Raw genomic sequence first — 25,619 nt, 5'->3', positions numbered from 1 at the left:
ACGCTAAATCACTTCTCTTCAAGTTTGCAGGAAAGAATCAGGCGAGTCCCAGGCAGGACCTCCGCTTTACCCGATTTCCTGAGTCCAGGGATCCAAAGCACCTCTTTTCCTGCACAAAGGAGAGGAATTTGATCCCTCTTTTCTTTAGGTATCTTCTCATCAATAAATATATCTTTTACTTTTCTATGTCCGGCTAATCCCTTCAGGTAGAGATAATCTCCTGCTCTTCTTGAGCGGAGAGAGAGAGGGCCTAATTTCATAACCTCTTCATAATCAAAGAGAGCATGTTCGCCATCGATCCGGGGAATCTCATGAAGGACGGAACAGATAAGTCTCTTGTTCATTTCTGCAATCCATATGGAACCGGGAATTTGAACCGGATAATGAAATCCCCTCCCTCTTGATTCCCTTTTCATGCGGAAGATCCCCTCTCCATATCGAGCAATCACGGTAATCCCCCAAGGGAGATTCCATTCCTTCGGATGATCTTCTGCGAAGATTTTCCGGATCGCCTCAACATGAAAATAAGGAACCTCTTCTTCTACATGAACCAAGTAATTACATATTAGTTTAATTGCCCGTCTTTGTAAAGGAAAGGGGGTTTCCCTCCATTTTGCGAGGGAGATCCTAATTTCTTCAGGCTCTTTGTAGGTGGTGAGGGAAGAGAATACATCCTCCGCTTCACTTGCCAGATAATCTTCGTCTTCCCTGAGCATTTCCGACAGATGAAGGAGAACGGAGGAAAGATTAGGATTGATGGCTTGAAGTTGGGGGATCGTTTCAATCCGCAAGCGATTCCTCAAATAATCGGTCTTTTTATTGCTACTATCTATACGAAAGCAGAGCAGGTTCCGTTTCAGGTAATCCTCGATCTGTTTTCTGGTAATCTCCAAAAAAGGGCGAATCACCGTGATCGTCGGGGTAAGGGGGCGGGTATACGGAATCCCCACCAATCCCCCGGGACCTGTCCCCCGCACGAAGCGCATCAACATCGTTTCCACTTGGTCGTCCAAATGGTGAGCAATCGCAATCTTATTCGCTCCGATCTTTTCTCCTGTTTCCCGAAAGAAACGATAGCGGTATTCCCTAGCCAAATCCTGAAGGTTCCCCAGTTCCTCCTCATGGATCTCTTTCAGAGGAGCCTTCCCTACATAATACGGCAGGTTCCATTCCTTCGCCAAATGACGCACAAAGGCTTCATCCTCGTCTGCCTCTTTCCCCCGAAGTCCGTGATGGTAATGGGCTAAAGCTACTTCGATCCCATATTCCTCACGATGACGATAAAGCCAATGGGCCAACGCTACCGAATCGGGGCCTCCGGAGATGCCGACGAGGACCCTATCCCCCCGTTTTATCATATGATGTTTTCTCACCGTCTCCCCGAGGGTCTTCTCCAACGTGATGCCCTCCATTTCCTTAAAAGATCACAAAGGGAAAACCCAAGGACTCCCTTGGGTCTAGCTGGCCATATCTTCTTTATTATAGACAAACGAATGGAAAATCTCCACTTTTATTGCACAAAAGAACCCCTTTCCATCTTGAGAAGATCCGGAATGGGTATGGTAGACCATTTTGGCCGGAAATGGTCGACACGGGCGACCACCACCGTCATATCATCGGAGATTTCATAGTTCATCACCCGAATCATATTTTCCAACAGAAGATCGGCGACCTCCTGAGGGTTTTCCGTCTCCATATCTCTAATCATTCTTTTGAACCATTGATCTCTATTTTCCACGTTCCTGTTTGCCTCATAAATTCCATCGGTGATCATGATTAATAAATCCCCTGGCATAAGCGTGTCTCTCACCACATCCACCTCAATCTCCTCCAGAATTCCGACCGGGAGATTGTTGGCAGAGATAAGCTTTACCTTCTCCCCCCTTTTTATAAAACTAGGGGCCGACCCAATCTTTAAAAATTTTGCGGAGGCATCACGGAGATCAATTAAGGCCAAATCGACCGTCGCGAAAACTTCGTCGGTGGAACGAAGGCTAAGAATGGAATTAACCGTCTTAACCGCCAGACCCTCATCTAATCCGGATTGGAGAATGCGCTTCAACAGATCGACCGTAGCACTCGACTCGGTAAATGCACGCTGGCCGTTTCCCATTCCGTCACTTAAAGCGATGGCATAGTTTCCATTACCCAAGTCAAGGGAAATGTAGCTATCCCCAGAGAGAATGCCCCCGTCTTTGGCTGCCTGCGCCATCCCCACCTCCACCCTATATTTTTTCCCTGAAACAAGGCGCATGAGACAACCTCCCTCCCATACGGAACACCCTCCTTCCTTTACCACGATATGTTCTTTTAATACATCGGTAAGAAGAGGGGCGATCAGTTTCTCACACTCCCTTCTTCCTCCACAGGTGGGATGAAGAATCTCAATCTCCACATTTCCCTTCTCTAAGCTGATCACATCCACCTTCTGAATTTTAAGCCCCAAGCTCTCCAAGGCTTGAACGATCCGCTTCTCCTGGAAGGAATGATCCTTCCCCTCCCTCTTTACCTCGAATGCGAAATCCCGCATGACCGATGCGACCCCTTGCAACTGGTCGGCTACGAGAAGACGTGCCTCCTTAATCCGGCGATTTAACCTTTCTTCCCGCAATCTCTTTTCATACTCCCCTTCCATCACCTGGATCATCTGATCGATCCGCACACAGGTATTTCGCCATTTCATCGGAAGCTTTACCTTGTGGATCAGTTGGTCTTCCTTTACAAGCGATACCATTCCTTTTAAATGTTCATAGGTAAAGTCAAATTGCCTTGTCCAACATTGCTCTTTTTTCCAACACCGTTGACACGTTTGGTCCGTCACCGCACTTAAGAAGTAATCGATCTTTACCTCCTCCAGATTCTCAGGAGCCACTGCAGAAGTTTGGGCAAAGCTTTTGGAAAGCTGGCGGAAAAGATCGGCGAATTGCATCACCCGTTCCGAAGTAAGTTCCCGGAAGCGACCTAACCGCTCCTGCTGTTCTTTCACATATTCCTTCGTTCCCGGCAGCCATTTCGCCATCTCCTCAATGAGGGCTTTCGGCGTGATGAGAAAGAGAAGAATCGAGACGATGGTCTCCACCGATGAACTCCACATGGCTTCCCGTTCACCGGTATAAACGATAAGAATGGAAGTACCGAGGAGAAGGCCAAGGCTTACGCCTGCCTTCTTCCCTTCCCGGAACAGACCGGCCAACAACCCGGAAAAACCGAGAAGGCTCATCTGTGCCAGGGCTTGTACATGAGCCAAGCTTAAGATGAGCCCGGTTAAGACCCCTACGGTGGCTCCTATGGTTCCCCCTCCGGCCAGAGAGAGAAGGAGGATCAGGTAGCGGGAAAAGATATGTTCCAGAGAATACTCTTCGATGAACCAACCCACCGTCCCCGTCATGATCGAGGCAAAAAGAATCAGGAGGGAGATCAGCTCTTCCTGTTTCATAGGTGTTGAGAGTTGGCGATGCAAGAGAATGGGAAATGCCTGATGAAAAATAAAGGTAAGAACCATCGCCAACAAAGCTTCTACACCAAGGAGCAACCAGACATGCCCATCCAAGGGTTGATGGGGTAAACGAATCATACCTCCCCCAATCAAGGAGGAGAAAAGAACGAAGAAAGGGGCATAGGTAATATCCTCCTTGTTTAAGCGCCGGAGTATTTGCTGAAGTCCTAAGAAAAGAAGGATGGGAATGATCGTCTCCAACAAATGGGGGGAGATGGAAAAGAGAGAGCCTGCCACCACGCCTAAAAAAGCGAAGTTAGCCCTCTCCCTCTGCATATGGTAAACAATGGCATAGTAAGCCAGCGGAAACGGCGCAATCTCAGAAAGGATGACGGCTCGTCCTAAAAGAAAACCAAGGAAAAAGAGAATAAAAAAGGGATGTAAAAGCAAGCGAATAGCGAGCTCTTTTATTGGATGAAACCAAAGAAGGACTTTCCTATACATGGAGACACCACCTTGGGATAGAGGTTAGTCTCCATTATATGAATCTTATGAATAAAAGTCTGTCAAAAAGAGGATGCGTCATAAATTTTTTTCCGACAGTTCCTTCCCTGGACAAAAGTAAGATGCCATTCTTCAACATTCCTTACAAAAATACCTGAGGGGATGGGATCAAAAGAAAAATCCCCCACTTCTCAGGGGGATTTGCTCCTTCCTCATGTGCATGAACTTTCCTTCAAAGCTTTTCTGATAATAGCTGATTCGTTTTGGGCAGGAATCCGAACAATTCCCTTGCCTTTCGGAGCGTTTGTTCAGCTACTTCGGATGCTTTTTCCGCTCCCTCCTGGAGAGAAGCGATCACCTCTTCCCGGCTTAATTCCCTGTACCTCCTCTGGATCTCGGAAAGGGAGTCGGTGATCACCTCCGCCAGATCGTTTTTAAAGGGGCCATATTGAACTCCTGCATACTTTCTCTCGAGGGCGTCTATAGATTCTCCGGAGAAAAGGCTATAGATACTTAAGAGATTTGAGATGCCCGGCTTTCTTACGGGATCATAACGGATTTCATTCTCCGTATCGGTGACTGCCCTTTTTATCTTCTTAAGGATCATCTCTGGAGAATCGAGGAGAATGATTCGACTCATCTCATTTTTTGCCGATTTGGACATCTTTTTTTGCGGTTCATCAAGGGCCATGATTCGTGCCCCCACTTCACCGATCATGGGTTCCGGCAAGGTAAACAACTCTCCAAATTGCTTGTTAAACCGCTCGGCAATATCACGGGTAAGCTCTAGATGTTGTTTCTGATCCTCTCCTACCGGTACATGCGTCGCTTGGTAGAGAAGGATGTCGGCTGCCATCAGCACGGGATAGGTATATAATCCGACGTTTACCGTATCCTTCCCTCCCCCTTTTTCCTTATATTGGGTCATCCGATTTAGTTCACCAATTCTCGCCACACATTGGAGTAACCAGCCCAGCTCCGCATGGGCGGGCACATGGGATTGGACGAATAAGGTGGATTTCTTCGGATTAAGTCCACAGGCCATATAGAGCGCCGCTACCTCCACCGTCTTCTCCCTCAACTCCTCGGGGTTTTGAGGAACCGTCACGGCATGCAGGTCCACGACACAATAAAACGCCTCTTCCCCATCCTCCTGAAGGCGAACAAATTGTTGTATAGCTCCTAGATAATTCCCAATCGTTAGATTTCCCGAGGGCTGCACCCCCGAAAAGATCCGCTTTCCACTCATCTGACACGCTCCCATCTCAATTCCTTGTTCTTAAGGATAACGAAATACACTCCCTTTGTAAAGGGAGTGTAGATTCCATCTATTCATAAAAGGATCTAATAACTTCTACGGGAACCACGTCCACCCCGCTTTGATTCCGTGGAACGGCGGAGTGTGGTGAGTCTTTCTTCGCTATCTTTTAAGAAACGACTCAACTTATCCTCAAAATTTCGGTCCATTGCCCGTCGAGTCACAGGATCAGGAGCCGATTTGGGCTTCGCTTGGCGAATCGATAATCCGATCTTTCCGTTGGGTTCAACATTTAACACTTTCACGGTTACCACATCATTAATCTTGAGGAATTCGTGAATATCTTTCACATACTGATCGTCCACCTCGGAAATGTGGACAAGTCCTGTGACCCCTCCTGGCAGCTCAACAAAAGCCCCAAAATGGGTAATTCCTGTAACCTTTCCAGACAATTTGCTGCCAACTTCAATGGACATCCAAATCAAAATCCTCCTTAAATATATAGACTTCCACTATAGATTATAGTCAGGAAAGGATTTCTTTGTCAATTGCCATCCGATGGAATAATTTCAAAAATCACTTCCCCTTCTTTGGACATATAATATTTGCTGCGAGCAAGATTGGCGATGTAGTCCGGATCCTTCAAACGTTCCACCTGGTACTCCAGATCCTTTTTTTCCGCCTTTTTCTGCTCCAGTTCTTTTGTGATGCTACTTTTAACTTCCTCCTGGGATTTGATGAGTCTTTCCTGCTGCCAGCCGATATAAAGAGCCCAAATCAGGAGTAACCCGACGACAAAAAGAGCAAGCCGCATCCTTCGCTTAACTCCTTGCTCCTTCCTCCACATCCCCATCACTCCCCTGACTTGCCAAACATCTTTAAGATCATTTTAACAGGGATGAGGGAAAGTGCATAGAGGCTTTTCCCAGTTTTGCGCAAAAAGGCGCCAAAAATTTGACCAAAACCCATAAGGATAAAAAGAGTAAAACTCACCAGGGCTCTTATAAGAACTTGAAGCGGCCGAAGTATCAGGAGGTACACCCCTCTCCAAACGGCAAAGAGAAGCTCCTCCATCCATCTGCTGATTCGGAGAAGAAGAATCGCTGCCTTATCCCACCCTTGAAGAAAAGGCGCCGAAAAAAAACGAAAATAGATGATGCCTCCAAAACCGAGGAGAAAGAAGAGAAGAATACGGAATTGTCCGCCGTTCACCCGAATTAAAATGAACAGGAAAAGAAGGGCAAAGAGAAACCAATAGAGGAGATCAAGGAAAGCAAGTATTGCTCCACGCAGATGAAGGCGCCTCCGAAACCAGCCGTACCAATCATAGGTGAGGGCCATCCCCATCCCTGTGCCTGTCACGGCTAAAAGTGTTGCGATCTGTTCCGCCAGGCTCATTTAAATAACTTCCCGAAAAAGCCTTTTACTTTAACCCCGGGTTCATACTGGTCCAGGTATCCCAACTCTTTGATCTTCCCCTCAATGGCTACTTCCCCTGCTTCTACACTGAGATTGCGCAAATGGAGATTCTCTCCCTTCACCAGGAGATACCCCATCTCGGTTTCCAACAAAAACTCCTCGCTGTCAAAGCTCTCCACTTTCTTCACGCCGGATAAACTTAAGGATTTTCGGTTAAAAAGGTTTATTTCGTGCCGGACCGTCTTCTCGGCCATTTTTCCTTCCTCCCCAATCAGTTCCTAGTTTATCCTATGGGATGTTCCTCCTGCCTAGAACAAAAAAGATTTTTCCATTGGACAAATCTTACCCTTCATCACTCTCTCTTTTTTTCTCCTCGATCATACGATATAAGGAATCGGCCTCCTCTTTTTTCGGATTCTCCTTTAGATCAAGGACTTCTACCGTTACTTCTTTCTGTCCGAAAAGCAGCGTCAGTTTATCTCCAACCGATACCGTAGTCCCGGCTTTTGCCGTACGGCCGTTGATCAGAACTCTTCCCTGATCCGCCAGTTCCTTCGCCACAGTCCGGCGCTTAACCAATCTGGATGCTTTTAAAAATTGATCCACCCTCATCCTCCATCTCCCTTTCCGTCTTATTCCCCTTTTTCTCGCCAACGGGGCAGTTTCACGGTCGCTTTCGTCCCTTCCCCCAGGCGGCTTTCGTATTGAAGCATTCCCCCATGATTATTCAAGATTCGCTTCACAATCGCCACTCCGATACCGGTCCCCCCCTGTCGCCTGGAACGCGAACGATCAACACGGTAGAAACGCTCTCCGATGCGAGGGAGAGACTCCGGCGGGATCCCGATGCCCGAATCGGAGATTTCCAGTATAACCCACTCTCCCTCCTCCCTTAAGGAAATCGCGATTTCTCCCCCCTCCGGTGTATATTTCACGGCGTTATCCACCAGGTTCTGTATTACCTGGTTTAAACGATCCCGATCCCCCTCTAAAATGACGGAAGGATCCAGGTTTAAAGATAACGTCTGCCTTTTCTTCTCCACGGCGGCCCGAAAGGGTTGTACCGCCTCCTCTACCAGTTGAGCAAAGGGAAAGAGGTCTTTTTTCAGCGGGTAATTCTCCCCTTCTAATTGGGCTAAGTCTAGCATGTCGTTCACCAATCGCTTCAACCGTAGACTTTCACGATGGACAATCTCCAGGTATTCCCTTTCCTTCTCGGGAGGGGTTTTTCCCTCTAAAAGGGCTTCACTATAACCGGAGATATAACTCAGCGGGGTGCGCAATTCATGGGATAGATTGGCAGTAAATTCCCTCCTTTTATTTTCCACCTCTTCAAGATTGGTGGAGAGCCGATTTAATACTTCCCCCAAGTGACCGATCTCATCATGGCTTGTCACTTCTACTCTCTTCCCATAGTTCCCTTCCGCCATGGCCTGGGCGACTTCATCCATGGAGCGAATGGGTGAAGAGATGCGGCGGCTAATCCACCAAGAAAGAAGAATGGCAAGGAGGTAGAATGCGACCCCATAGAGAAACCAGAACCATTTCATCTCTGCAAAAGTTTCGCTAATGGTGGCAAGGGGAATATATAAAAAAAGAATCCCAAGCAGTTTCCGTTTTTCATCGAGATGTGGGATCGCAACGGCCAATATGCTCCGGTTTACCCCGCGATTATACCCCATGGAGACGACGGTCTCCCCCCTCAGCAATGCTTTGCGCTGAGTCAGATTGATGATCGATTCCTCATTTTCCCCTTCAAAGGGAATACAAGCTCCCAACTCCCTCGGATTATTCGTATAAAGGATCATGGTTTTAGAGAGACGACTTGCCAGGTCGACCAACTTAGGGAAATCCTCCGGCTTGGCCGGGTCATATTCTTGAAGGAGAGAATTCCCCTCATCCATGAGGGTTTTTTTCAATTGGCCTACATATATGCTCTCATAAACCATTCTTCCAAACCAGAGGGCAAACAAAAGGGTAATCAAGGCGATGGAAATGTAGGTAAGGGTCAGCTTGGTTTGGATCGACCAATCTTTAAATTTCATGGTTCTCCCTCAAACTTGTATCCCACTCCCCAAACGGTTTTGATCCGTTCTCCTTCCTCACCCAGCTTGATCCGTATCGTCTTCACATGGGTATCGACCGTTCTCTCCTGTCCTGAGTAATCAAAACCCCATACTTGGTTAAGGAGTTGTTCCCTGGAAAAGACTTGTCCTTCATGCTGGGCAAGATAATGAAGAAGTTCAAATTCCTTTGGGGTTAACGTCACCTCATGTTCATCCACATAGACGCTTCTTCCTTTCACATCAATGCGCAGTTTCCCAAACATCATTTCCTCCTGTTGGGGGTGGGAAACGGGCGGTTGACTGCGGCGAAGGATCGCTTCGATGCGTGCCATTAATTCTCGGGGAGAGAAGGGTTTCACAATATAGTCATCGCCGCCGATGCGAAGCCCCTGGACCCGATCGAGTTCTTCACCCAATGCGCTTAAAAAGATGATCGGTACGTTGGAGAAGCGGCGAATCTGGACACAGGTGGACAATCCGTCCAATTCCGGCATCATGATGTCGAGAAGAAGGAGGTCATAGGAGTTCTTCTGAACCTTATCCAGCACCTCATAACCGTCATTCGCCTCATCGACCAGGTAATTCTCCCGTTCCAGATAGGCCCTGATCAATTCGCGCATCTCCTGCTCATCATCGGCGACCAAGATGCTTTTTTGCTCATTCATCTGTCCCACCCTTTCCTCTATACCGAATAAGAAGCGGGTCATCCCCGACATAAAATTCTCCTTCTTCTTTTAATGTATCCTTTGAGAAGATATCAACGGTATTGCTGTCATAATTGGCAATATAAAGCCTCTCTTTGTCAGCATCAATCCCGTACGGGTTTAATCCTGTATCCGCTTCGTTCAGTTTCTCGCCGGAAAAACGATAGGACTGAACCAGGTTGGAACCATGGCTAATCACATAAACCCTCTCGTGCTCTTTATCCGCATAAAATCGGATGGGCATGATTCCTCCGGTTAACGTCCCGAGAAAGCGGCCTGTTTCCGCATCATAGCGGGCAATTGAGGTTACCATCTCCTGAACCGTCCCATGCCCTCCGATCCACAATTCATGAGTAGAGGGGTTCTCCCACCCTGCGGCGGCGTTCGCCACCACTTCCTGAGTAAAGAGCACCTTCCCGCTTTCCATATTCACCTTGCTGAGAAGATCTTTTCCCTCATGGAGGAAATAAAGCACCCTATGATCTTCCGAGGGTATGAATTTCCGAGCGGTAAAAGGAAGAGTTTTTATCACTTCCACTCTCCCTTCCGGGAAGCTGAGGTTGGCTACTTTTTTCCCGTCACTTAATAAAAGGCGGAAAAAGTTCCTGTCTACCTTCATTATATCTTTAACGCCTTCATCTACCAAGATCTCCTCTGTGACAGAACCTTTAACGAGATCGTAGAGCAGGATCTTTTTTTCATTGGTACCGTAGAAGAATAGGCGATTCGGATCAAGGAGCTCAAAACCGGAGAAGCGGTAATTTTTTACATGGAGACTGCCCATGGACTTAAAGGAATCCAAATCGTAGAAGCGAACTTCCTGCCTCACCACATCGCCTACGAGAAGAACCTCCTTCTCCCTGGGGAGTAATGTCCCTGATATCTGAGTACATCCCGCCATGAAAATGAGCAGGATAAAAAGCACCCCTCCGATCCACCCGCTTTTTCCACTCCTTTTATTCTTCTCTCCCCCCCATTCTCCTGCTTGACCATAATTGCTTTGATCCCTCACTAAGTTCCACCTTCGATCCGACGAAAATTTCTCTTTGCAGGCTAAACTCTGCTCCATCTCTTTCCGGACCTGCCCTTACTCCTCCTTTAGGGTTCCGTTCTCTAACCGAATCCTTCGATCTCCATATTGAAGAGGCCGTTCCTGGTGGGTCACCATGATGATGGTCATTCCCTGTTGATGGATTTTTTGGAAATAGGATAGAAGGCTTTCCACCCGTATCGGATCCAGGTCATTCGTGGGCTCGTCGGCCAGAAGAAGGGTCGGGCGATTCATAAGCGCCCTGGCGATGGCCACTCTCCTTTTCTGCCCCAGGCTTAGTTGGTGGGGATAACGTTCGCTATGCTCTCTCATCCCGAGTTGATCCAGCAGCTCGATCGCCCTCATTCTTTCCTCAGGAGTAAAACGGGATCTGTTTCCTGCCGAGATTCGGCTAGGCAAAGCTACGTTCTCCCAAACCAAAAACGTGGGAAGAAGCGGAGAGCCCTGAAACATCACCCCAATCTGTTTATTCCGAAATTGCGCCCTCTCGTTCTCCGTGGTATATTCCCGTCCGTCGATCCTGATCTTCCCTGCGGAGGGGGGGAGCAGCCCGGCGATGACATGAAGGAGGGTTGATTTCCCGGCACCCGATTCCCCGGTAATCATCACCCATTCTCCTTTTTGCACCGTAAGAGTGATCCCATTTAAAACCTGATGTTTTTTTCTCCTCTCCCGGTAAGAAAGGGAGAGGTTCTCTATGCTTACCATAGGCTCGGTCATTCCAATTCCCCCTCTGCCATTGCCTTGCCTGCCCATAGGAGGGAGATGCCTCTGCCGGGCAGGAGGGCAGACAGGATGAGCAATCCTTGAGTCACGAGAAACGTGAAGAATCCTAATCCCACCCATTCCATAAGACTTGGAGGCACATAAGGCTGCAGCGGATTCTTTTCAATCCACCCCACCATGACCGGATAGAAAACAAAAGTGAGTATAAGGCCCAGGATAGCACCTATCATCCCATAGAGAAGGGTCTCCTTTATGATCCAATCCCGAAGTTTCCTCCCCGACATCCCTAAGGCCATCATCAAACCAAATTCCTTCTTCCGCTCCATCACATACCCGCTGTAACGGCCGATCAAACCGATGGCCCCTAAAAAGAGCAATGCAAGATAAAAAAACCAAAGCAATTTTTCCATGAACGAGAAACTGTTTCGTGTTGCATTTAAAACTTCACTGGACTGAACCACTTGCACATCCGGTATGCGGTTCAGGGTGTAAGCCAATAAATCCGGATTATATCCTTCCTCCGCTTTGATAAAGAGGGCCGACAAGGAGGTAAATGGATCATCCTGTTCCCAATATTGAACAACCGTGTCGGAATGGGCCGTGAGACGGCGAGCCTCAGCAAGGGGAATGTAGATGGTATAATCCATCGCCGTCCCCGTAGGGGCAAGAACGCCAACAATGCGGAAATTTTCTCCCAAGATCTGTACGCGATCCTCATAAAAAGGAACTTTTCCTCCGAAAATAGCCATATTCCCCTCAAAATGGTCAATCTTCCCCGTTGTTAGCCACGGCTTCACCAAAAAATCGCTCTTCCAATCGATCCCCACCAGACGATTTTCTCCGCCTACGGAACAACAATCGGCATTTAAGGTTTGGGTGAAGAACTGTGGCGTCCACGCCCCAACCCCCGGGATTTTTTTTAGAGCTTCTTCCGTCTTCTTCTCATCAAAATAAACATTGACTGGTTCACCGGAGAGGAGCACCATGTTTCCCTCTACAGGAACCTCCTTGGGAAGAATCACCACATCTGCTCCAAGTCTCTCATTGCTTACGTTTACACCATTCTGAAATCCTAAGAAGAGAAGGGAAAGGATGAAAAGGGAGGCGAAGATGCCTGCCACAATCCCGGTGGTAAGAAATAGATGTTTTCTCCGCCTCAACATAGAACGAATGATGAGATCAATCAAACATATCCCCCCTCGTTTACCCTCCTATTTCCCCTGGGTATCCGCATTATATCCCTTCATATATTGCATAAATTTTTTCCCTTCTCCCTGAATCGTAAATCCTTCTACCTTTCTCTCTTCATTCCCTTTATAAAGGGTAACCTCCCCATACCATTCCCCAGGCATGGCGAGGGGCAACGCCAACTGATACACCCCTTGATCCACTCTTTTCATGGTCCCTTCGGCAGGATGATGCATTCCTTTCATGTTCATGTAAAAATAAACCTTATCCACGTCGACAGGGGAGCCGTTTTCAGTCAGCTTCACCGTATAGACCTTCATCTCTCCGGTAGGAATCGGCTCTTTTTCCTTCTGCAGTTCCACCGTAATCCCATTTAAAGAAGAAGAAATCTCCCCAGTTTGTCCGCACGCTACTGCGAACATCATAAAAAACGTTAAAACCATAGATGATAAAAACGCTTTCACATACATCACTCCTTATTTTCCTTTCATGATGTATCGAATGTACCACAAAGATGTGAACAAATTACGCAAGAATATGTGAATCATTTGTGAAAAAAAGAGGGGATGAGAAAAAAAACCCGCGTCCTTTGTGAACGCAGGTTTCTTTTTTCCACGCTGGCCATCCTTGATATTTCTTAATCCCTTCCGCTTATTTCACCGCTTCTTTCAATTTATTTCCTGGCTTGAAAACGGGAACCGTCGCTTCTGCGATGGTAATGCTTTCTCCGGTTTGAGGGTTGCGGCCGGTTCGTCCTGCCCTTCTCCGCGTTTCAAACGTGCCGAATCCGACGAACTGAACTTTCTCCCCTTTCTTTAAGGCCTCTGTTACTTCGTCGAGAAGAGCGTTTAATACCGTCTCTACGTCCTTCTTCTTAAATCCCGTCTTTTCCGCCAAAGCGGTAACGAATTCCTGCTTATTCATGGAAAAACCTCCATTCTAGTAACTCTACTCTTCTTCGTACTTATTCTACAATCGTTTCATCATTCCTGCTTTTTTTCGGACGATGCGGGATGAATTTTTTCCTCTTGCCACAGTTTATCCATTTCTTCAAGGGTAGCTTCGTTTAGGGGGATGCCTCTCTCCCTTAACCTCTCCTCAATGTAACGGAAACGGCGGCGGAATTTACGATTGGCGTTAGAAAGCGCCTTTTCCGGATCGAGGCGTTCAAAACGAGCCAAATTAACGATAGCAAAGAGCAGATCGCCCAATTCTTCCTCCTTCTCTTCAACGGATAGAGCTTCCTGAAACTCCCTCCATTCCTCTTCCACCTTTCGCGCAACATCCTCTTCTTTCTCCCAATCAAATCCCGCCTTGCTTGCCCTCTTTTGCAACTTTACGGCAGCGATGAGGGGCGGAAGTCCTACTTTTACCTCGTCTAGGATGGAAACCTCCTTTCCTCCTTCTCCTTTCGCCTTTTTCTCCTCTTCCTTCATTTCTTTCCAATTTGCCCATGCCTCATTCACATTTTTCGCTTTCTTCTCTCCAAAAACATGGGGATGGCGACGGATCAGCTTCTCGCTTAATCCCTTAATCACATCCTCCACATGAAAGAAGCCCTCTTCCTCGGCGATCCGGCTATGTAGCAAAATTTGAAGAAGGAGATCTCCCAGTTCTTCCTGCAAGGCATCCAGATCCTCCGTATCGATGGCTTCGATCACCTCATAAGCTTCCTCAATCAGATACGGGCGGAGGCTCCTATGGGTCTGTTCCCGATCCCATGGGCATCCCCCTGGGCTTCTCAGCGTAGCGACAATTTGCCGGACGGTCTCAAATTGGTTCATATACCATTCCTCTTCCCCTAAGGGAGGGAGATAGAGAAGGGTATAATTATCCCATTCCCAATCCCTCTCCTGGTCAAGCCGGTAAAGAGGAAGAATGAGCTTCTTCTCCCGATCGGATCCTAGCCTGGAGGCTAAGGTGACCTCATAATCATCGGGATATCTCTCCATCAACGTAAGCTTTACGTCGGAGGCGGTCATGGCATCTGCCAATTGAAGGATCACCGTATGCATTCGGGAATTTAACCGTTCCCGGGTCAAGGTATATGCGTCTAAGAGGAGAAAACCTTCTACAGGATCAAACCGCAAGGAATGAAACAGATCATCAAAAAAACTTCGTCCTCCCAAAATTTTGATCTCAATTCCCTCCTTCTCCCCTAACTCCTCCAATAAAGAAACACTTCGTTCCGCAACCCGCGGGTGTCCGGGGATTCCATACACCACCTCACCCTCCTCCTTTGCCACTTGGATAAGGGCCTTTACTAATTCCAGGTAAACTCCTTCATAGGTCTTCTCTCGCTCATAGAGGGCATCGAAGGAATGAAGGGTAATCCCCCACTCGGTAAGCCAACGGGTATCAAGCATATCCATCGTACGCAGATACATCTTCCCCAGCCTACGCAGAAGATCCGCTTGATCCTGCGTCAACTCCTCAGCGCCGCCTGGACCTAGACCTAAAATATAAATGACCGGTTTCACCTTTTCCACCCCTTCTTCTTCATTTATCCACACATCGTGCATCAAAACCTTTTTTGCTCTACGGCTTGTTTCCTAGCCCTTACTCTCTGAATAGATTCCATTTCTTAAAGAGAGGTACGAACCGGTTTAATTTTGGAACCATTTCCAGTTCGCTCGCTCTGATCGCACCGATCTTTAAAAGCATGTAGGAATATACAAAAAGAGCGCTGAGGATGGAGAAAAGAACAATCCCTCCATTATATAAACGTTCCGGCAGATGGAAAAGAAGAAGGATTCTCCCGGAGAGAACTCCCGCGGTCCAAGCGGATAATGCCATCATAAGCACGGAGAGAAGGGGACGGGTAATATAAAGTTTATAATTCGGTCTAAAATCTGTAAACTTAAGAATCTGCCGCAGATTAAGGAATGTTGCTATCCCATACGCAATAACGGTAGAGAAGGCGGCTCCCCGAATATCCCAAAGAGGAATCAGGGTTAAATTGAGAAATAGTTTTACCACGATGCCGACGAAGAGGTTTCGGGCGGGGAGCATCATAAGCCCTATTCCCTGTAAGATGCCTGCCGTTGTCATGTTGAGTGTAGAAAAAAGAGTGGTAAAGGCGAGAATGGCCAGGGCGTCGCTCCCTTTGTTATCCATGTAGATGAAAATATTTACAGGCTCTGCAATCACCATTAAACCGATCGAGGCAGGCAATGAAAAAAGAAGCGTGACCCTTAAAGCCAAATCTGTTTGTCTAGCGATCTGTCTTCTCCGCCCCTTCGCAGCCGCTTCGGAGATGGCCGGAAGAAGAGCAATGGTGAGGGGAGCTGCCAAGAATGCTGCAAATTGGACGAGAGGCATCCCCCGGTCGTACACTCCTTTTAGATTCATGGAGGTAAGTTCTGGAAAACCCCTTAAGTCTAAGAGGTTTTTTACGGTGAAGGAGTCAACCAGTTGTAAGAGAGGGACCAAAAGGGAGGCGAGGGAGATGGGAATGGAATATTTCATGATTTCCTTCATGACCTGAAACGCAGGCTCTTTTTTCCTCATGATTAAACGGGCAGGAGGATTCCCCTTTTGTCTGCGAAAACGATATAAATAAGTAAATAAAACGGCGGCCGAGGCGAGAGCCCCCGTAAACGCGCCGAATACCGCCCCTGCACCGGCATAATAAGCGGAATACCCATGAGCGATAAACCAGTAGGAGAGGATGAGGATTGTAAGTACCCGAACCACCTGTTCGGCAATCTGCGAGATGGCGGTTGGGAGCATATTCTGATTTCCCTGGAAAAACCCGCGGATCGAGGCCAAAAAAGGAACAATGAGTAGAGCATAGGAAATGCTTCGGAACGGTAATGTTAGGTTCTCATCTCCGGACCATTTAGCGAGATAAGGGGCACCTGCATAAAGGATGAAAAAGAAAAAAAATCCGGTCATAAATAGAACCGTCGAGGCGATGCGGAAAATTCGAAAGGCTCCCTCCTCATCCCCCAACACCGTCTTTTCGGCAATCATCTTTGAGATCGCTTTGGGGAAACCTGACGTGGAAAGGAAGAGCAAGATCGTATAGAGGGGGTATACCTGGTTATACACATAAAGACCTATATCCCCGGTAATGTTCTGATATGGGATCCGGTAAATCGCTCCCAATAACTTGGAAATGAGGGCGGCCGAACCTAAAATAAATGCCCCCTGAATAAAACTCTTTGACCGTTGGCTCACGCGCCTCTTCCTCCCCTGAACGCTTTAAGCTCCAACTTTTTATTATACCCTCCCAACAAGCGAAAAAAAAGCAGGTATAACAACCTGCTTTTTATTACTGTTCCATCTGCTTTCCTAAAAAGCCCGCTGCGGTTTCCGCCATTTTCACTTCCAATTCGCCCATCTTTGCCATATCATTTTTGCTAATCAGGATAACCGATCCAATGGGGTCTCCTCCTGCGATGATGGGAGCGATCACAAAGGAACTATACTTCTCCTTCATATCCCGAACCAACTCAAATTCTCCGCCGTTAACCTCTTTTATCGTCTTCCTCTCTTCCATGGCGCTCTCTATTAAGGGGCCGATGCCCTTCTCCAAATAATCTTTTTTAGATCCACCTGCAACCGCAATCATATGATCCCTGTCCGAGATCAGCGTGATGTGATTTAGGCTCTCATAAAGGGAATCGGCATATTCCTTGGCAAAATCACCCAACTCTCCAATGGGAGAGTATTTTTTCAGGATTACTTCACCGTCCCGATCCACGAAAATTTCTAGAGGATCACCCTCTCGGATGCGAAGTGTTCTACGGATCTCTTTAGGAATAACAACTCGCCCCAAATCATCAATACGCCTCACGATTCCTGTTGCTTTCATTCCTATACCTCTCTTTCTTCGAAGTTTCACTCTTGTTGCACCTGGTTTATCGGTTTACACCGCAAAACGGGAGTGAGAGGAATTCTTGGTCATAGTATTTGCGGAAGAGGCGTTCCTATTCTCCGTCACTTTTTCTGGCTTTCCGTTTTCGCAGGTAAATTCTTCTTTTCGATTAGTTTGGGCAGTTCCTGGGACATAAAGTTCATGTACGCAAGATAGGCCTGTTGACCTGCAATCTCCTGCTTCACCTGATCAAAGGGTTGTACTTCTCTTTTTTCTACCCGCATCACATGGTAGCCATAATCGGTCTTGACCGGATCGCTCACCTGATTCAAGGGGAGTTCCAAGGCGGCCTTCTTAAAAGGTTCTACCCAATTTGCCACAGGGGTATTCTCGTATAACCCCCCATTCTTGGTCCCATCCTGATTGGTATTTCCGGGATCCTCAGAGTACTGGTTCGCCAGAGCGGCAAAATCTTCCCCCTTCCGAATCCGGTCCGCCAAATCCTGGGCCAATTTTTTGGCCTCGTCATCCTTCCTCTTTTCGGTGGTAATGAGAATATGGCGGACAGAAGCGATGGTGTAGGAATCTTTGTCCTGATCATAAATCTTTTTAAGTTCTTCATCACTTTTGGAGGTGAGGAGGTACTGATCAATCAGGTTAAATTGGGTGAGGAATTCCTTCATTTTCCCTTCGTTCAGCCCCTGCCTAGCTAGGTACTGGTTGTAATCTTCTCCCTTTAAGTTCTGCGTTATCGCCCCTTTCTGTTGCGAAAGGTATTGATCGATCTCCGTCTGGTTAGGTTTTATCCCCTTCTCCGTGGCCCGGGCAGCCAAGATTTTTTGGCCTACGTAGGCATCTAGGATGTCAGGCCAGGTGGTAGGATCTTTCAGTGTCGTATCCTGTGGATTCATCACGCCTAAAAAGGAAAGATATTGTTCAAATTCCCCGGCTGTAACGCTTCCTCCTTTATAGGTTGCCACGATATCGTCGGATTTCATTCCCAAATCGAAACTTCCTTTATTTTGGTTATTTTGGTCTTTATTGGCTTGACCCCCTCCGCATCCAGCCAGGATCCCTATTGTAACCGCCAAAAGTAAAATCAGAATCAAGCGCTGCTTCATGAATTTAGGCATGGGAGCTTACTCCTTTCAAGTCTTCAGCTTCTGCAAGCTTTGTTAAAATTTGCTCAACGATGCGGAGCCCTTCTTCGATCGCTGATTCTTTTACTTTAACAGTTATTCCTATTCCTTGTCCAGAGGAGAATCCAATCCGTTCTTTAAAACCTGTTGTAACTTGATAGAGGAGTTTCACATCAGGAAGGAATCCCTCGGGATTAAATTCTACTTTAATCTGACCATTTTCATAGTAGATCCTTTTGATCCGGAAAGAATAGGCATACGTTTTAACTTTCGTGAGAAGGAGGAGCCGCTCTACAGGGGCGGGCGGGTCACCAAATCGATCGATGAGTTCGTCCCGAAGATCTTCCCATTCTTTTAAGGTTCGTACACCGCTAAAGCGTTTATAAACGGCAATTTTCTGGTTTACGTTGCCAATATATGCTTCGGGAAGATAAGCATCTAGGGGTAATACAATTTCCGGCTCGAAATGTTCCTCCACCACCTCTCCCTTCAGTTCGGAGATCGCTTCTTTCAACATTTGATTATACAGGTCAAAACCGACCGAATTGATAAACCCATGTTGTTCCGCTCCGAGGAGGTTGCCTGCGCCTCGAATCGCCAGATCCCGCATGGCGATTTTAAATCCGGAACCCAATTCGGTAAATTCTTTGATGGCCTCTAAACGTTTCTCCGCCGCCTCATTGAGTACCTTCCCTTTTTGATAGGTAAAATATGCATAAGCAATGCGGTTTGACCGGCCCACCCTTCCCCGCAATTGGTAGAGTTGGGAAAGCCCCATGTGGTCCGCGTCATAAATGATCAGGGTATTTACATTGGGAATATCGACCCCCGTCTCAATGATCGATGTAGAAACGAGGACATCGTAGTTCCGATCTAAAAAGTCGAGCATCACCGTCTCCAGCTCATGTTCAGGCATTTGACCGTGGGCAACAGCGACCCGGGCATCCGGGACAAGGGCTGAGATCTGTTCCGCCATCTTATAAATTCCCTGCACATAGTTATACAGGAAGAAGACCTGCCCATCCCTGGCCAGCTCCCGTTCGATGGCTTCTTTCACAACACTAGGGGAATATTCCAGCACATAGGTCTGGACAGGAAAACGGTTCTCAGGAGGCGTTTCGATCAGACTAAGGTCCCTGACCCCGATGAGCGACATATGCAGGGTTCGGGGTATGGGGGTGGCCGTTAAGGTTAGAACATCTACATTCTCTTTCAATTGCTTGATTCGCTCTTTATGGGTCACCCCAAACCGTTGCTCTTCATCTACGATCAGGAGTCCCAGATCTTTAAAGGTCACATCTTTCGATAAGAGGCGGTGCGTGCCGATCACGATATCCAATGTGCCGTTTCTTAACTCCTTTATGATCTCGTTTTGTTCACTTCGGGTGCGAAAGCGGCTTAACACGCCAATCTTTACCGCAAAATCGGCGAAACGCTCTTTAAAGGTTTCATAGTGTTGCTGGGCCAATATGGTCGTTGGTACGAGCACGGCCACTTGTTTCCCGTCCAATACGGCTTTAAATGCGGCCCGTATGGCTACTTCGGTCTTGCCGTAACCCACATCCCCGCACAGGAGGCGGTCCATCGGTCTAGGCTTCTCCATATCCCGCTTAATTTCCTGAATCGCTTTAAGTTGATCTTCCGTCTCCTGATAAGGGAACATGGCTTCAAATTCCCGTTGGTACGGGGTATCCGGGCTGAAGGCGTATCCTTTTGCCGCTTCTCTTTTCGCATAGAGTTTTAAAAGGTCCTCGGCGATGTCTTTGACGGAGCTTTTTACCTTGTTTTTGACCCTCTTCCACTCGTTTCCTCCGAGGCTGTAAATCTTCGGTTCATGCTCATCCGAAGCGAGATATTTTTGGATGAGGTCAAGTTGTTCCACAGGGACAAAGAGTTTATCGTTTCCTGCATACTTGATGTGAAGATAATCCTTATGAATCCCGTCGATGGTAAGCGTCTCTACCCCCATGAAGCGACCGATTCCGTGATTCACATGAACCACATAATCGCCCACCTTTAGATCGAGATAGGAACGGATTCGTTCCGCATCTTCCATCTTCTCGCCTTTTCTCTTTTTGGCTGCCCGCTGGTGGAACACCTCTTTTTCCGTCACCACCGCGATTTTAAGGGTAATCCATTCAAAACCGCTCTGCAGGGAGGAAATGTAAATCATCGGACGAACCGGTAAGGGAAAGGGAAGCTCCCGATAGAGATCGACCTCCATCTTGTAATCCTTAAGAACTCGCGCCAACCGCTCCGCCCTTTCTTCATCCGCAGCAAGGAAGAGAATAGGATATCCCTGTTTAAGCCAACGGGATAGCTCCGATTTTAGGAGGTGAAGCTGACCGTGGAACTCCTGCATGCTGCGGGAGAGGAAACTTACAATATTCTGAGGTTTCCCTTTTTTCACCTGCCGGATAAAAAGAGAGAGATAAATCTTCTGCCTGGCTCCGCCCATCGCCTCCTCATAGGAATACGAAAGGGGAACGCCGGGGATGAGCCGTCCCTTTTCTATTTCCCCTGTGACCCACTCTGCCTCTTCATGCTCATACTGTTCAGCCACTTCCGTGATCCTGGAAGGCTCATCAAAGAGGAGAAAAGCATCTTCACCCAAATAATCCAAGAGCGTGGCCGGCTTATCATAAATGAGGGCGAGATACCGCTCTATCCCCTTAAAATAGCTTCCCTCCCTAAAGTGAGACAAATCCTCCAATACCCTGGAGGAAAGAGCTTCTTTCCTCTCCTTATCATGAAGTTTCTCTAATTCTGCGTTCAATTTTTCTTCCACTCTAAGGTAGGTTTCCCGATATTTATTCTCAGGAAGGTAAGTTTCATAGGCAGGACTGATCCTCACCTCCGTTGCCATTCGGGTCGATCGTTGATCTTCCAGGCGAAAATAGCGGATCGAATCCACCTCTTCATCAAACCACTCGATACGAATCGGCTCCGCCGCATCCAAAGGAAATAGATCGACAATCCCTCCCCTTTGCGCAAATTGGCCTCGATTTTCAATCTCCTCTACTCTTTCATAGCCAAAAAGAAGCAATGATTTAATGACCGTTTCAAGGGGAAGTTGATCTCCCCTTCTAACGGTTAATAGCCCCTCCTTCCAAATCGCAGGGGGGGTAAGAAACGACGTTAACCCCAAGTACGGGGTAACCACCAACTTAATAGAATTTTCGCTACATAATAGATTTAAAGCCCTTATACGGGCACTTCGGATCTCGGGGCTGGCCGCTCTATAGTCGATTAGATGAATCTCCTCTGCCGGAAAAAATAGAACCTGCTCCTCTCCGAGCAGTTCGGCTAAATCCTCGTAAACTTTCTGCGCCTGATAATTATTATGCGTAATGAAAACCGCTTTTCTGTCTAAAAGTGTAACCAACGCCCCTGCAAAAACCTGACGGGACGAGCCTGAGAGCCCGGTTACCAATTGCTCCTTCATTCCCCGCTTCATCCCGTCCCATAGCGTCTGGAACTCTGCATTCATCCTTAATAATTCTGTGAAACTTCTTAACATTACTTCCCATCCCTTTGCCTAAAGAAGGTTTTCATCCTTGCATCGATCTTATTGAAGCGGGCTGGATAAGAGGGAGAGTTCCGGATGGTTTAAGATAGCCTCTTGGCAATACTCGCATAATAGATATACGGTTTTGTTCCCTTCCTCATCCTCGATAACCTTTTCGGCCCTCTCCTCAGGGCTTAAGGCCCCCAAATGAAGGGATATTTCTAAACTCTCCTCAGGAAACTCCGCCATGACGGTTTTACAGCTTCTGCATTTGTACCGGACGGTCATTCATGCCCCCCCATTGTGAGAGAATCTCTTTTTATTCTCTCCAGGAGGAAAAACAATTATTCACTTTTTCGGTTAAACCGATTCATCACTTGGGGAAAAGGGAGACTAAGCCAAGCATTTGCCGCCTGAGCGGCAAGCTTTATCCCCGCATCCACCTTTTCCTTCTCCTCTTTTTCAAAAGGAGAGAGAACGTACTCCGGCACCGAAGCTCCGGCGGGGGGGTGACCAATTCCGACGCGAATCCGTTTAAATTGTTCGGTTCCCAATTGTTGAATAATGGACTTCATGCCGTTATGGCCCCCTGCACTTCCCTTCTCCCGAAGGCGTAAATTCCCCACAGGCAGATCCAAATCATCATAGATGACAAGGAGATCATCACAAGAGAGTTTATACCAATCCATAATCTTCCGGACCGCATCCCCTGATCGGTTCATGTAGGTTAACGGCTTCGTAAGGAGAATCCGTTCACCCTCTTTCTTCGCCTCACCGATGAGCGCTTGCCATTTAGAGGCTCGCATGGGAATGGACCACTCCTTAGCCAGCAGATCCACTACCTGAAAGCCAATATTATGCCGCGTCTTCTCATATTCCTCTCCTGGATTCCCTAAGCCAACGATCCATTTCATAAACCATGAGTCCTTTCCATCATCGCACCTAAAGGCTTTTCGCTTTGTTTTTTTTTGGATACAAAAAAGAGGAACGCATCTTCACCCTGTTAATCGAAAAGTTTGCTTACGGACAATTCCTCGTGCACCCGAATAATCGCTTCGGCGATAAGTGGGGCAACGGAGAGTACCTTAAGATTCGGCAGCATCCTTTCCGCGGGAATGGGGATGGTATTGGTGACGATAACCTCTTTGATCTTGGAATTCCGAATTCTCTCTATCGCAGGGCCGGATAGGACGGGATGGGTGCAGGAAGCATATACCTCCTTGGCTCCGTTCTTCATCAATGCCTCGGCGCCAAGGGTTAGGGTCCCTGCGGTGTCGATGATGTCGTCGACCAGAATACAGGTTTTCCCCTCGATATTCCCTACAATATTCATCACTTGCGCTACATTTGGTTCAGGACGCCGTTTATCGATAATGGCAATCGGTGCTTGCAATCGTTCCGCCAATTTCCGCGCCCGGGTTACTCCACCATGATCAGGAGATACCACCACCACATCCTTAAGTCCCTTCTCGATAAAGTATTTGGCTAGGATGGGAATACCCAGCAGATGATCCACAGGGATATCGAAGAAACCCTGGATTTGTGTCGCATGGAGATCCATCACGATGATACGGTTTGCTCCGGCCGTTTCGATTAGGTTGGCCACCAGTTTCGCAGTGATCGGATCCCTGGCTCGTGCCTTTCGATCTTGGCGAGCATACCCGTAATATGGGATCACTACGTTGATGCTTTTGGCCGAAGCCCGTTTCAGAGCATCCAAGATAATGAGGATTTCCATCAGGTTGTCGTTCACCGGATGGCAGGTCGATTGAATAACAAAGACATCGGCTCCCCGGACGCTCTCATTTAATTTTACCTGAATCTCCCCATCGCTAAAGCTGGTGATTTCTGCATTTCCTAAAGGAAGCCCGATATGTTCGACAATCTCTTTCGCCAGAGCGGGGTTGGAGTTCCCGGAAAAAACCTTTAACTTTGAATCGCGGTAATTCGGCATCGCATATTTCCTCCAGTCATTCGCCCTTCTTTTTAGCCATGAGCTTTGCCACGTAATTTTCTTTATTTACTTGCCTTTGCCGAGCAACCGCCAACGCTCCAGGGGGAACAGGATCGGTGATGGTTGAACCGGCTGCGATAAAAGCTCCTTTCCCCACGGTGACAGGGGCAACAAGGTTCACATTGCATCCGATGAATGCATCCTCTTCGACCACCGTTTTATGCTTATGAACCCCATCATAATTGACCGTGATGCTCCCACAGCTCATGTTTACTCGGGCACCGATCTCTGCATCTCCTACATACGTAAGATGGGGAACCTTCGCTCCATCTCCAACGCTGGAGTTTTTAATTTCCACAAAATCTCCAATTTTTACCTTCTTCCCGATCTTAGAGTTGGGCCTCAGATAGGCAAAAGGGCCGATGGTCGTCTTTTCCTCTACTCTACTCTCTATGAGAACGGAATGGGAAATGGTTACCTCGTCTCCGATGATGGAATCGGTGATCTCAACATCCGGACCAATGATACAGCCTTCGCCGATCCTGGTATTGCCCCGCAGATGAGTACCTGCCAAGATCACCGTATCCCTTCCGATCCTTACATCCGCATCAATATAGGTTCTCTCCGGATCCTGGAGAGTTACCCCTTCCTTCATGTGTGTTTCATTAATCCTCTTTCTCAAGATTCTCTCCGCTTCGCTTAATGCGATGCGGTCATTAATGCTTATCGTTTCTTGTTGATTTTCCGTCCGATATGCCGAAATCTTTTGTCCCATTTCCTGAAGGATGGGGAAAATATCGGTCAGGTAATACTCCCCTTGCTGATTCTTGTTTCCAATTTTTTTGACGGCATCGAATAAAAACTTCGTATGAAAGGTATAAAGGCCGACATTTACTTCCTGAATCATCTTCTCCGCAGGGGTTGCCTCTTTCTCCTCGACAATCTTCGCAACATTTCCCATCTCATCGTAGAGGATCCGTCCATACCCGGTTGGCCGATCTAGTTTTGTCGTCAGAAGGGTGGCTGCGGCCCCCGTCTCTTGGTGACGGGAGAGAAGCCCTTTCATCGTCTCCGCCGTAACAAGTGGAGTATCTCCGTTAATGACCAAGGTAATTCCTTCCTTTTCCCTTAAAAAGGACTCCGTCTGCAACACCGCATGGGCGGTCCCCAATTGCTCCCCTTGAAGCACGGGAATCGCCCTGCCCCCTACCCTCTCAACCACCGCATCGGCATCATGACCTACCACCAAATAAATCTGATTCACACCCACTTGTTCTAACGTTGAAAAAATATGTTCAACCATCGGCTTTCCTCCGATGGGATGCAGCACTTTGTGCAGAGAAGACTTCATCCGCGTCCCCTTCCCTGCTGCCAATACGATGGCATACCGCTCTCCGTTCATGATTCGCCCCCCCTATCAAGAATACCACATTGACTATAACGAAAGCGAACCTTTTTTTCAAGCAGTGGGACGATAGAACTTAAGATCAACAAAAAAAAGGGGACGTCCTGCGCCCCCACTCCCTTTTATGCTCCCTCTTCTACAAACGATTGTTGTTCTACCGCCTGCTCATACACCTTCAGTACGGCATTTTGAATTTTTTCACGGGTTGCTGATGAGATCGGATGGGCAATATCACGAAATTCACCATCCGGCGTCCTTTTGCTCGGCATCGCAACAAAAAGTCCATTATTCCCATCGATGACGCGAATATCATGAACAACGAATTCGTTATCAATGGTAATTGAGGCAATCGCCTTCATGCGACCCTCGCTTTGGACAGGTCGGAGTCTGACGTCAGTAATCTCCATTGAATTCTCACCACCTTACCTGCACATTTACG

25 protein-coding genes are annotated in these 25,619 nt (G+C 47.6%); all 25 read right to left on the bottom strand.

From position 1 onward, the window contains the following. Positions 1-8 precede the first annotated feature (8 nt). Positions 9-1,397, bottom strand: a complete 1,389-nt coding sequence (tilS, locus tag THEAE_RS0118940; RefSeq protein ID WP_028988491.1) for a tRNA lysidine(34) synthetase TilS — start codon at positions 1,395-1,397, stop codon at positions 9-11. Between the two features lie 113 nt (positions 1,398-1,510). Next, entirely contained in the window at positions 1,511-3,940 is a 2,430-nt protein-coding gene (spoIIE, locus tag THEAE_RS0118935) for a stage II sporulation protein E (protein WP_028988490.1), read from the bottom strand. Positions 3,941-4,172: 232 nt separating this feature from the next. Beyond that, positions 4,173-5,189, bottom strand: coding sequence for a tryptophan--tRNA ligase (gene trpS, locus THEAE_RS0118925; RefSeq protein WP_028988489.1), 1,017 nt, complete (start codon positions 5,187-5,189; stop codon positions 4,173-4,175). 95 nt (positions 5,190-5,284) lie between these two features. Continuing rightward, positions 5,285-5,674, bottom strand: coding sequence for a S1 domain-containing RNA-binding protein (locus tag THEAE_RS0118920; protein ID WP_005583150.1), 390 nt, complete (start codon positions 5,672-5,674; stop codon positions 5,285-5,287). Positions 5,675-5,742: 68 nt separating this feature from the next. Beyond that, complete coding sequence (locus THEAE_RS0118915) at positions 5,743-6,045, bottom strand: FtsB family cell division protein (RefSeq protein WP_169730010.1); 303 nt, start codon at positions 6,043-6,045, stop codon at positions 5,743-5,745. A 5-nt stretch (positions 6,046-6,050) separates the two neighbouring features. Then, on the bottom strand, positions 6,051-6,596 hold the full coding sequence (gene yabQ, locus THEAE_RS0118910; protein ID WP_028988487.1) for a spore cortex biosynthesis protein YabQ: 546 nt from the start codon (positions 6,594-6,596) through the stop codon (positions 6,051-6,053). Continuing rightward, on the bottom strand, positions 6,593-6,871 hold the full coding sequence (yabP, locus tag THEAE_RS0118905) for a sporulation protein YabP (protein ID WP_005583148.1): 279 nt from the start codon (positions 6,869-6,871) through the stop codon (positions 6,593-6,595). Before yabP ends, yabQ begins: the two co-directional genes overlap by 4 nt. Before the next feature lie 88 nt (positions 6,872-6,959). Continuing rightward, the gene (locus THEAE_RS0118900) at positions 6,960-7,229 is read right to left on the bottom strand and encodes an RNA-binding S4 domain-containing protein (protein ID WP_005583147.1); all 270 of its coding nucleotides are present in this window, start codon (positions 7,227-7,229) and stop codon (positions 6,960-6,962) included. A 20-nt stretch (positions 7,230-7,249) separates the two neighbouring features. Further along, positions 7,250-8,662, bottom strand: coding sequence for a sensor histidine kinase (locus THEAE_RS0118895; protein WP_005583145.1), 1,413 nt, complete (start codon positions 8,660-8,662; stop codon positions 7,250-7,252). Continuing rightward, complete coding sequence (locus THEAE_RS0118890) at positions 8,659-9,348, bottom strand: response regulator transcription factor (RefSeq protein WP_028988486.1); 690 nt, start codon at positions 9,346-9,348, stop codon at positions 8,659-8,661. The genes THEAE_RS0118895 and THEAE_RS0118890 overlap by 4 nt, the downstream gene beginning before the upstream one ends. Then, positions 9,341-10,399: a YncE family protein gene (locus tag THEAE_RS0118885; RefSeq protein ID WP_156920671.1), complete on the bottom strand. Its 1,059-nt coding sequence runs from the start codon at positions 10,397-10,399 to the stop codon at positions 9,341-9,343. The genes THEAE_RS0118890 and THEAE_RS0118885 overlap by 8 nt, the downstream gene beginning before the upstream one ends. A 75-nt stretch (positions 10,400-10,474) precedes the next feature. Then, a complete protein-coding gene (locus THEAE_RS0118880) occupies positions 10,475-11,158 on the bottom strand; it encodes an ABC transporter ATP-binding protein (protein ID WP_005583140.1) in 684 nt (227 codons plus the stop codon). Next, a complete protein-coding gene (locus tag THEAE_RS0118875) occupies positions 11,155-12,351 on the bottom strand; it encodes an ABC transporter permease (protein WP_028988484.1) in 1,197 nt (398 codons plus the stop codon). The genes THEAE_RS0118880 and THEAE_RS0118875 overlap by 4 nt, the downstream gene beginning before the upstream one ends. A gap of 24 nt (positions 12,352-12,375) precedes the next feature. Further along, complete coding sequence (locus tag THEAE_RS0118870; RefSeq protein ID WP_005583137.1) at positions 12,376-12,816, bottom strand: FixH family protein; 441 nt, start codon at positions 12,814-12,816, stop codon at positions 12,376-12,378. 187 nt (positions 12,817-13,003) lie between these two features. Continuing rightward, positions 13,004-13,276, bottom strand: a complete 273-nt coding sequence (locus THEAE_RS0118865; protein WP_005583135.1) for an HU family DNA-binding protein — start codon at positions 13,274-13,276, stop codon at positions 13,004-13,006. A gap of 59 nt (positions 13,277-13,335) precedes the next feature. Continuing rightward, positions 13,336-14,832: a bifunctional methyltransferase/pyrophosphohydrolase YabN gene (gene yabN / locus THEAE_RS0118860; protein ID WP_039945555.1), complete on the bottom strand. Its 1,497-nt coding sequence runs from the start codon at positions 14,830-14,832 to the stop codon at positions 13,336-13,338. Positions 14,833-14,911: 79 nt separating this feature from the next. Beyond that, complete coding sequence (locus THEAE_RS0118855; RefSeq protein WP_028988481.1) at positions 14,912-16,534, bottom strand: putative polysaccharide biosynthesis protein; 1,623 nt, start codon at positions 16,532-16,534, stop codon at positions 14,912-14,914. A gap of 94 nt (positions 16,535-16,628) precedes the next feature. Next, a complete protein-coding gene (gene spoVT / locus THEAE_RS0118850; RefSeq protein ID WP_005588554.1) occupies positions 16,629-17,171 on the bottom strand; it encodes a stage V sporulation protein T in 543 nt (180 codons plus the stop codon). 125 nt (positions 17,172-17,296) lie between these two features. Beyond that, a complete protein-coding gene (locus THEAE_RS21775; RefSeq protein WP_051430812.1) occupies positions 17,297-18,307 on the bottom strand; it encodes a peptidylprolyl isomerase in 1,011 nt (336 codons plus the stop codon). After that, entirely contained in the window at positions 18,300-21,833 is a 3,534-nt protein-coding gene (gene mfd / locus THEAE_RS0118840) for a transcription-repair coupling factor (protein ID WP_005588555.1), read from the bottom strand. Before mfd ends, THEAE_RS21775 begins: the two co-directional genes overlap by 8 nt. A 48-nt stretch (positions 21,834-21,881) precedes the next feature. After that, entirely contained in the window at positions 21,882-22,109 is a 228-nt protein-coding gene (locus THEAE_RS0118835; protein WP_028988480.1) for an anti-sigma-F factor Fin, read from the bottom strand. 56 nt (positions 22,110-22,165) lie between these two features. Beyond that, the gene (gene pth / locus THEAE_RS0118830) at positions 22,166-22,735 is read right to left on the bottom strand and encodes an aminoacyl-tRNA hydrolase (protein WP_005588556.1); all 570 of its coding nucleotides are present in this window, start codon (positions 22,733-22,735) and stop codon (positions 22,166-22,168) included. An 89-nt stretch (positions 22,736-22,824) separates the two neighbouring features. After that, the gene (locus tag THEAE_RS0118825; protein ID WP_005588557.1) at positions 22,825-23,775 is read right to left on the bottom strand and encodes a ribose-phosphate diphosphokinase; all 951 of its coding nucleotides are present in this window, start codon (positions 23,773-23,775) and stop codon (positions 22,825-22,827) included. Positions 23,776-23,791: 16 nt separating this feature from the next. Then, the gene (glmU, locus tag THEAE_RS0118820; RefSeq protein ID WP_005588558.1) at positions 23,792-25,177 is read right to left on the bottom strand and encodes a bifunctional UDP-N-acetylglucosamine diphosphorylase/glucosamine-1-phosphate N-acetyltransferase GlmU; all 1,386 of its coding nucleotides are present in this window, start codon (positions 25,175-25,177) and stop codon (positions 23,792-23,794) included. A gap of 125 nt (positions 25,178-25,302) precedes the next feature. Continuing rightward, the gene (spoVG, locus tag THEAE_RS0118815; protein WP_005588559.1) at positions 25,303-25,587 is read right to left on the bottom strand and encodes a septation regulator SpoVG; all 285 of its coding nucleotides are present in this window, start codon (positions 25,585-25,587) and stop codon (positions 25,303-25,305) included. Positions 25,588-25,619 lie beyond the last annotated feature (32 nt).

Source organism: Thermicanus aegyptius DSM 12793 (assembly GCF_000510645.1).
GTDB classification, from domain to species: Bacteria; Bacillota; Bacilli; order Thermicanales; family Thermicanaceae; genus Thermicanus; species Thermicanus aegyptius.
Note: the sequence above shows the minus strand (reverse complement) of the source record. Positions and strands in the feature narration are given on the sequence as shown.

Coding starts and splice junctions, on each gene's coding strand:
- THEAE_RS21775 (WP_051430812.1), bottom strand. CDS start 18,307: ATGCCTAAATTCATGAAGCAGCGCTTGATTCTGATTTTACTTTTGGCG.
- trpS (WP_028988489.1), bottom strand. CDS start 5,189: ATGAGTGGAAAGCGGATCTTTTCGGGGGTGCAGCCCTCGGGAAATCTA.
- spoIIE (WP_028988490.1), bottom strand. CDS start 3,940: ATGTATAGGAAAGTCCTTCTTTGGTTTCATCCAATAAAAGAGCTCGCT.
- THEAE_RS0118920 (WP_005583150.1), bottom strand. CDS start 5,674: ATGTCCATTGAAGTTGGCAGCAAATTGTCTGGAAAGGTTACAGGAATT.
- THEAE_RS0118900 (WP_005583147.1), bottom strand. CDS start 7,229: ATGAGGGTGGATCAATTTTTAAAAGCATCCAGATTGGTTAAGCGCCGG.
- THEAE_RS0118865 (WP_005583135.1), bottom strand. CDS start 13,276: ATGAATAAGCAGGAATTCGTTACCGCTTTGGCGGAAAAGACGGGATTT.
- mfd (WP_005588555.1), bottom strand. CDS start 21,833: ATGTTAAGAAGTTTCACAGAATTATTAAGGATGAATGCAGAGTTCCAG.
- glmU (WP_005588558.1), bottom strand. CDS start 25,177: ATGAACGGAGAGCGGTATGCCATCGTATTGGCAGCAGGGAAGGGGACG.
- yabQ (WP_028988487.1), bottom strand. CDS start 6,596: ATGAGCCTGGCGGAACAGATCGCAACACTTTTAGCCGTGACAGGCACA.
- pth (WP_005588556.1), bottom strand. CDS start 22,735: ATGAAATGGATCGTTGGCTTAGGGAATCCAGGAGAGGAATATGAGAAG.
- THEAE_RS0118825 (WP_005588557.1), bottom strand. CDS start 23,775: ATGCCGAATTACCGCGATTCAAAGTTAAAGGTTTTTTCCGGGAACTCC.
- THEAE_RS0118915 (WP_169730010.1), bottom strand. CDS start 6,045: ATGTGGAGGAAGGAGCAAGGAGTTAAGCGAAGGATGCGGCTTGCTCTT.
- yabP (WP_005583148.1), bottom strand. CDS start 6,871: ATGGCCGAGAAGACGGTCCGGCACGAAATAAACCTTTTTAACCGAAAA.
- THEAE_RS0118895 (WP_005583145.1), bottom strand. CDS start 8,662: ATGAAATTTAAAGATTGGTCGATCCAAACCAAGCTGACCCTTACCTAC.
- spoVT (WP_005588554.1), bottom strand. CDS start 17,171: ATGAAAGCAACAGGAATCGTGAGGCGTATTGATGATTTGGGGCGAGTT.
- THEAE_RS0118880 (WP_005583140.1), bottom strand. CDS start 11,158: ATGACCGAGCCTATGGTAAGCATAGAGAACCTCTCCCTTTCTTACCGG.
- spoVG (WP_005588559.1), bottom strand. CDS start 25,587: ATGGAGATTACTGACGTCAGACTCCGACCTGTCCAAAGCGAGGGTCGC.
- THEAE_RS0118835 (WP_028988480.1), bottom strand. CDS start 22,109: ATGACCGTCCGGTACAAATGCAGAAGCTGTAAAACCGTCATGGCGGAG.
- THEAE_RS0118890 (WP_028988486.1), bottom strand. CDS start 9,348: ATGAATGAGCAAAAAAGCATCTTGGTCGCCGATGATGAGCAGGAGATG.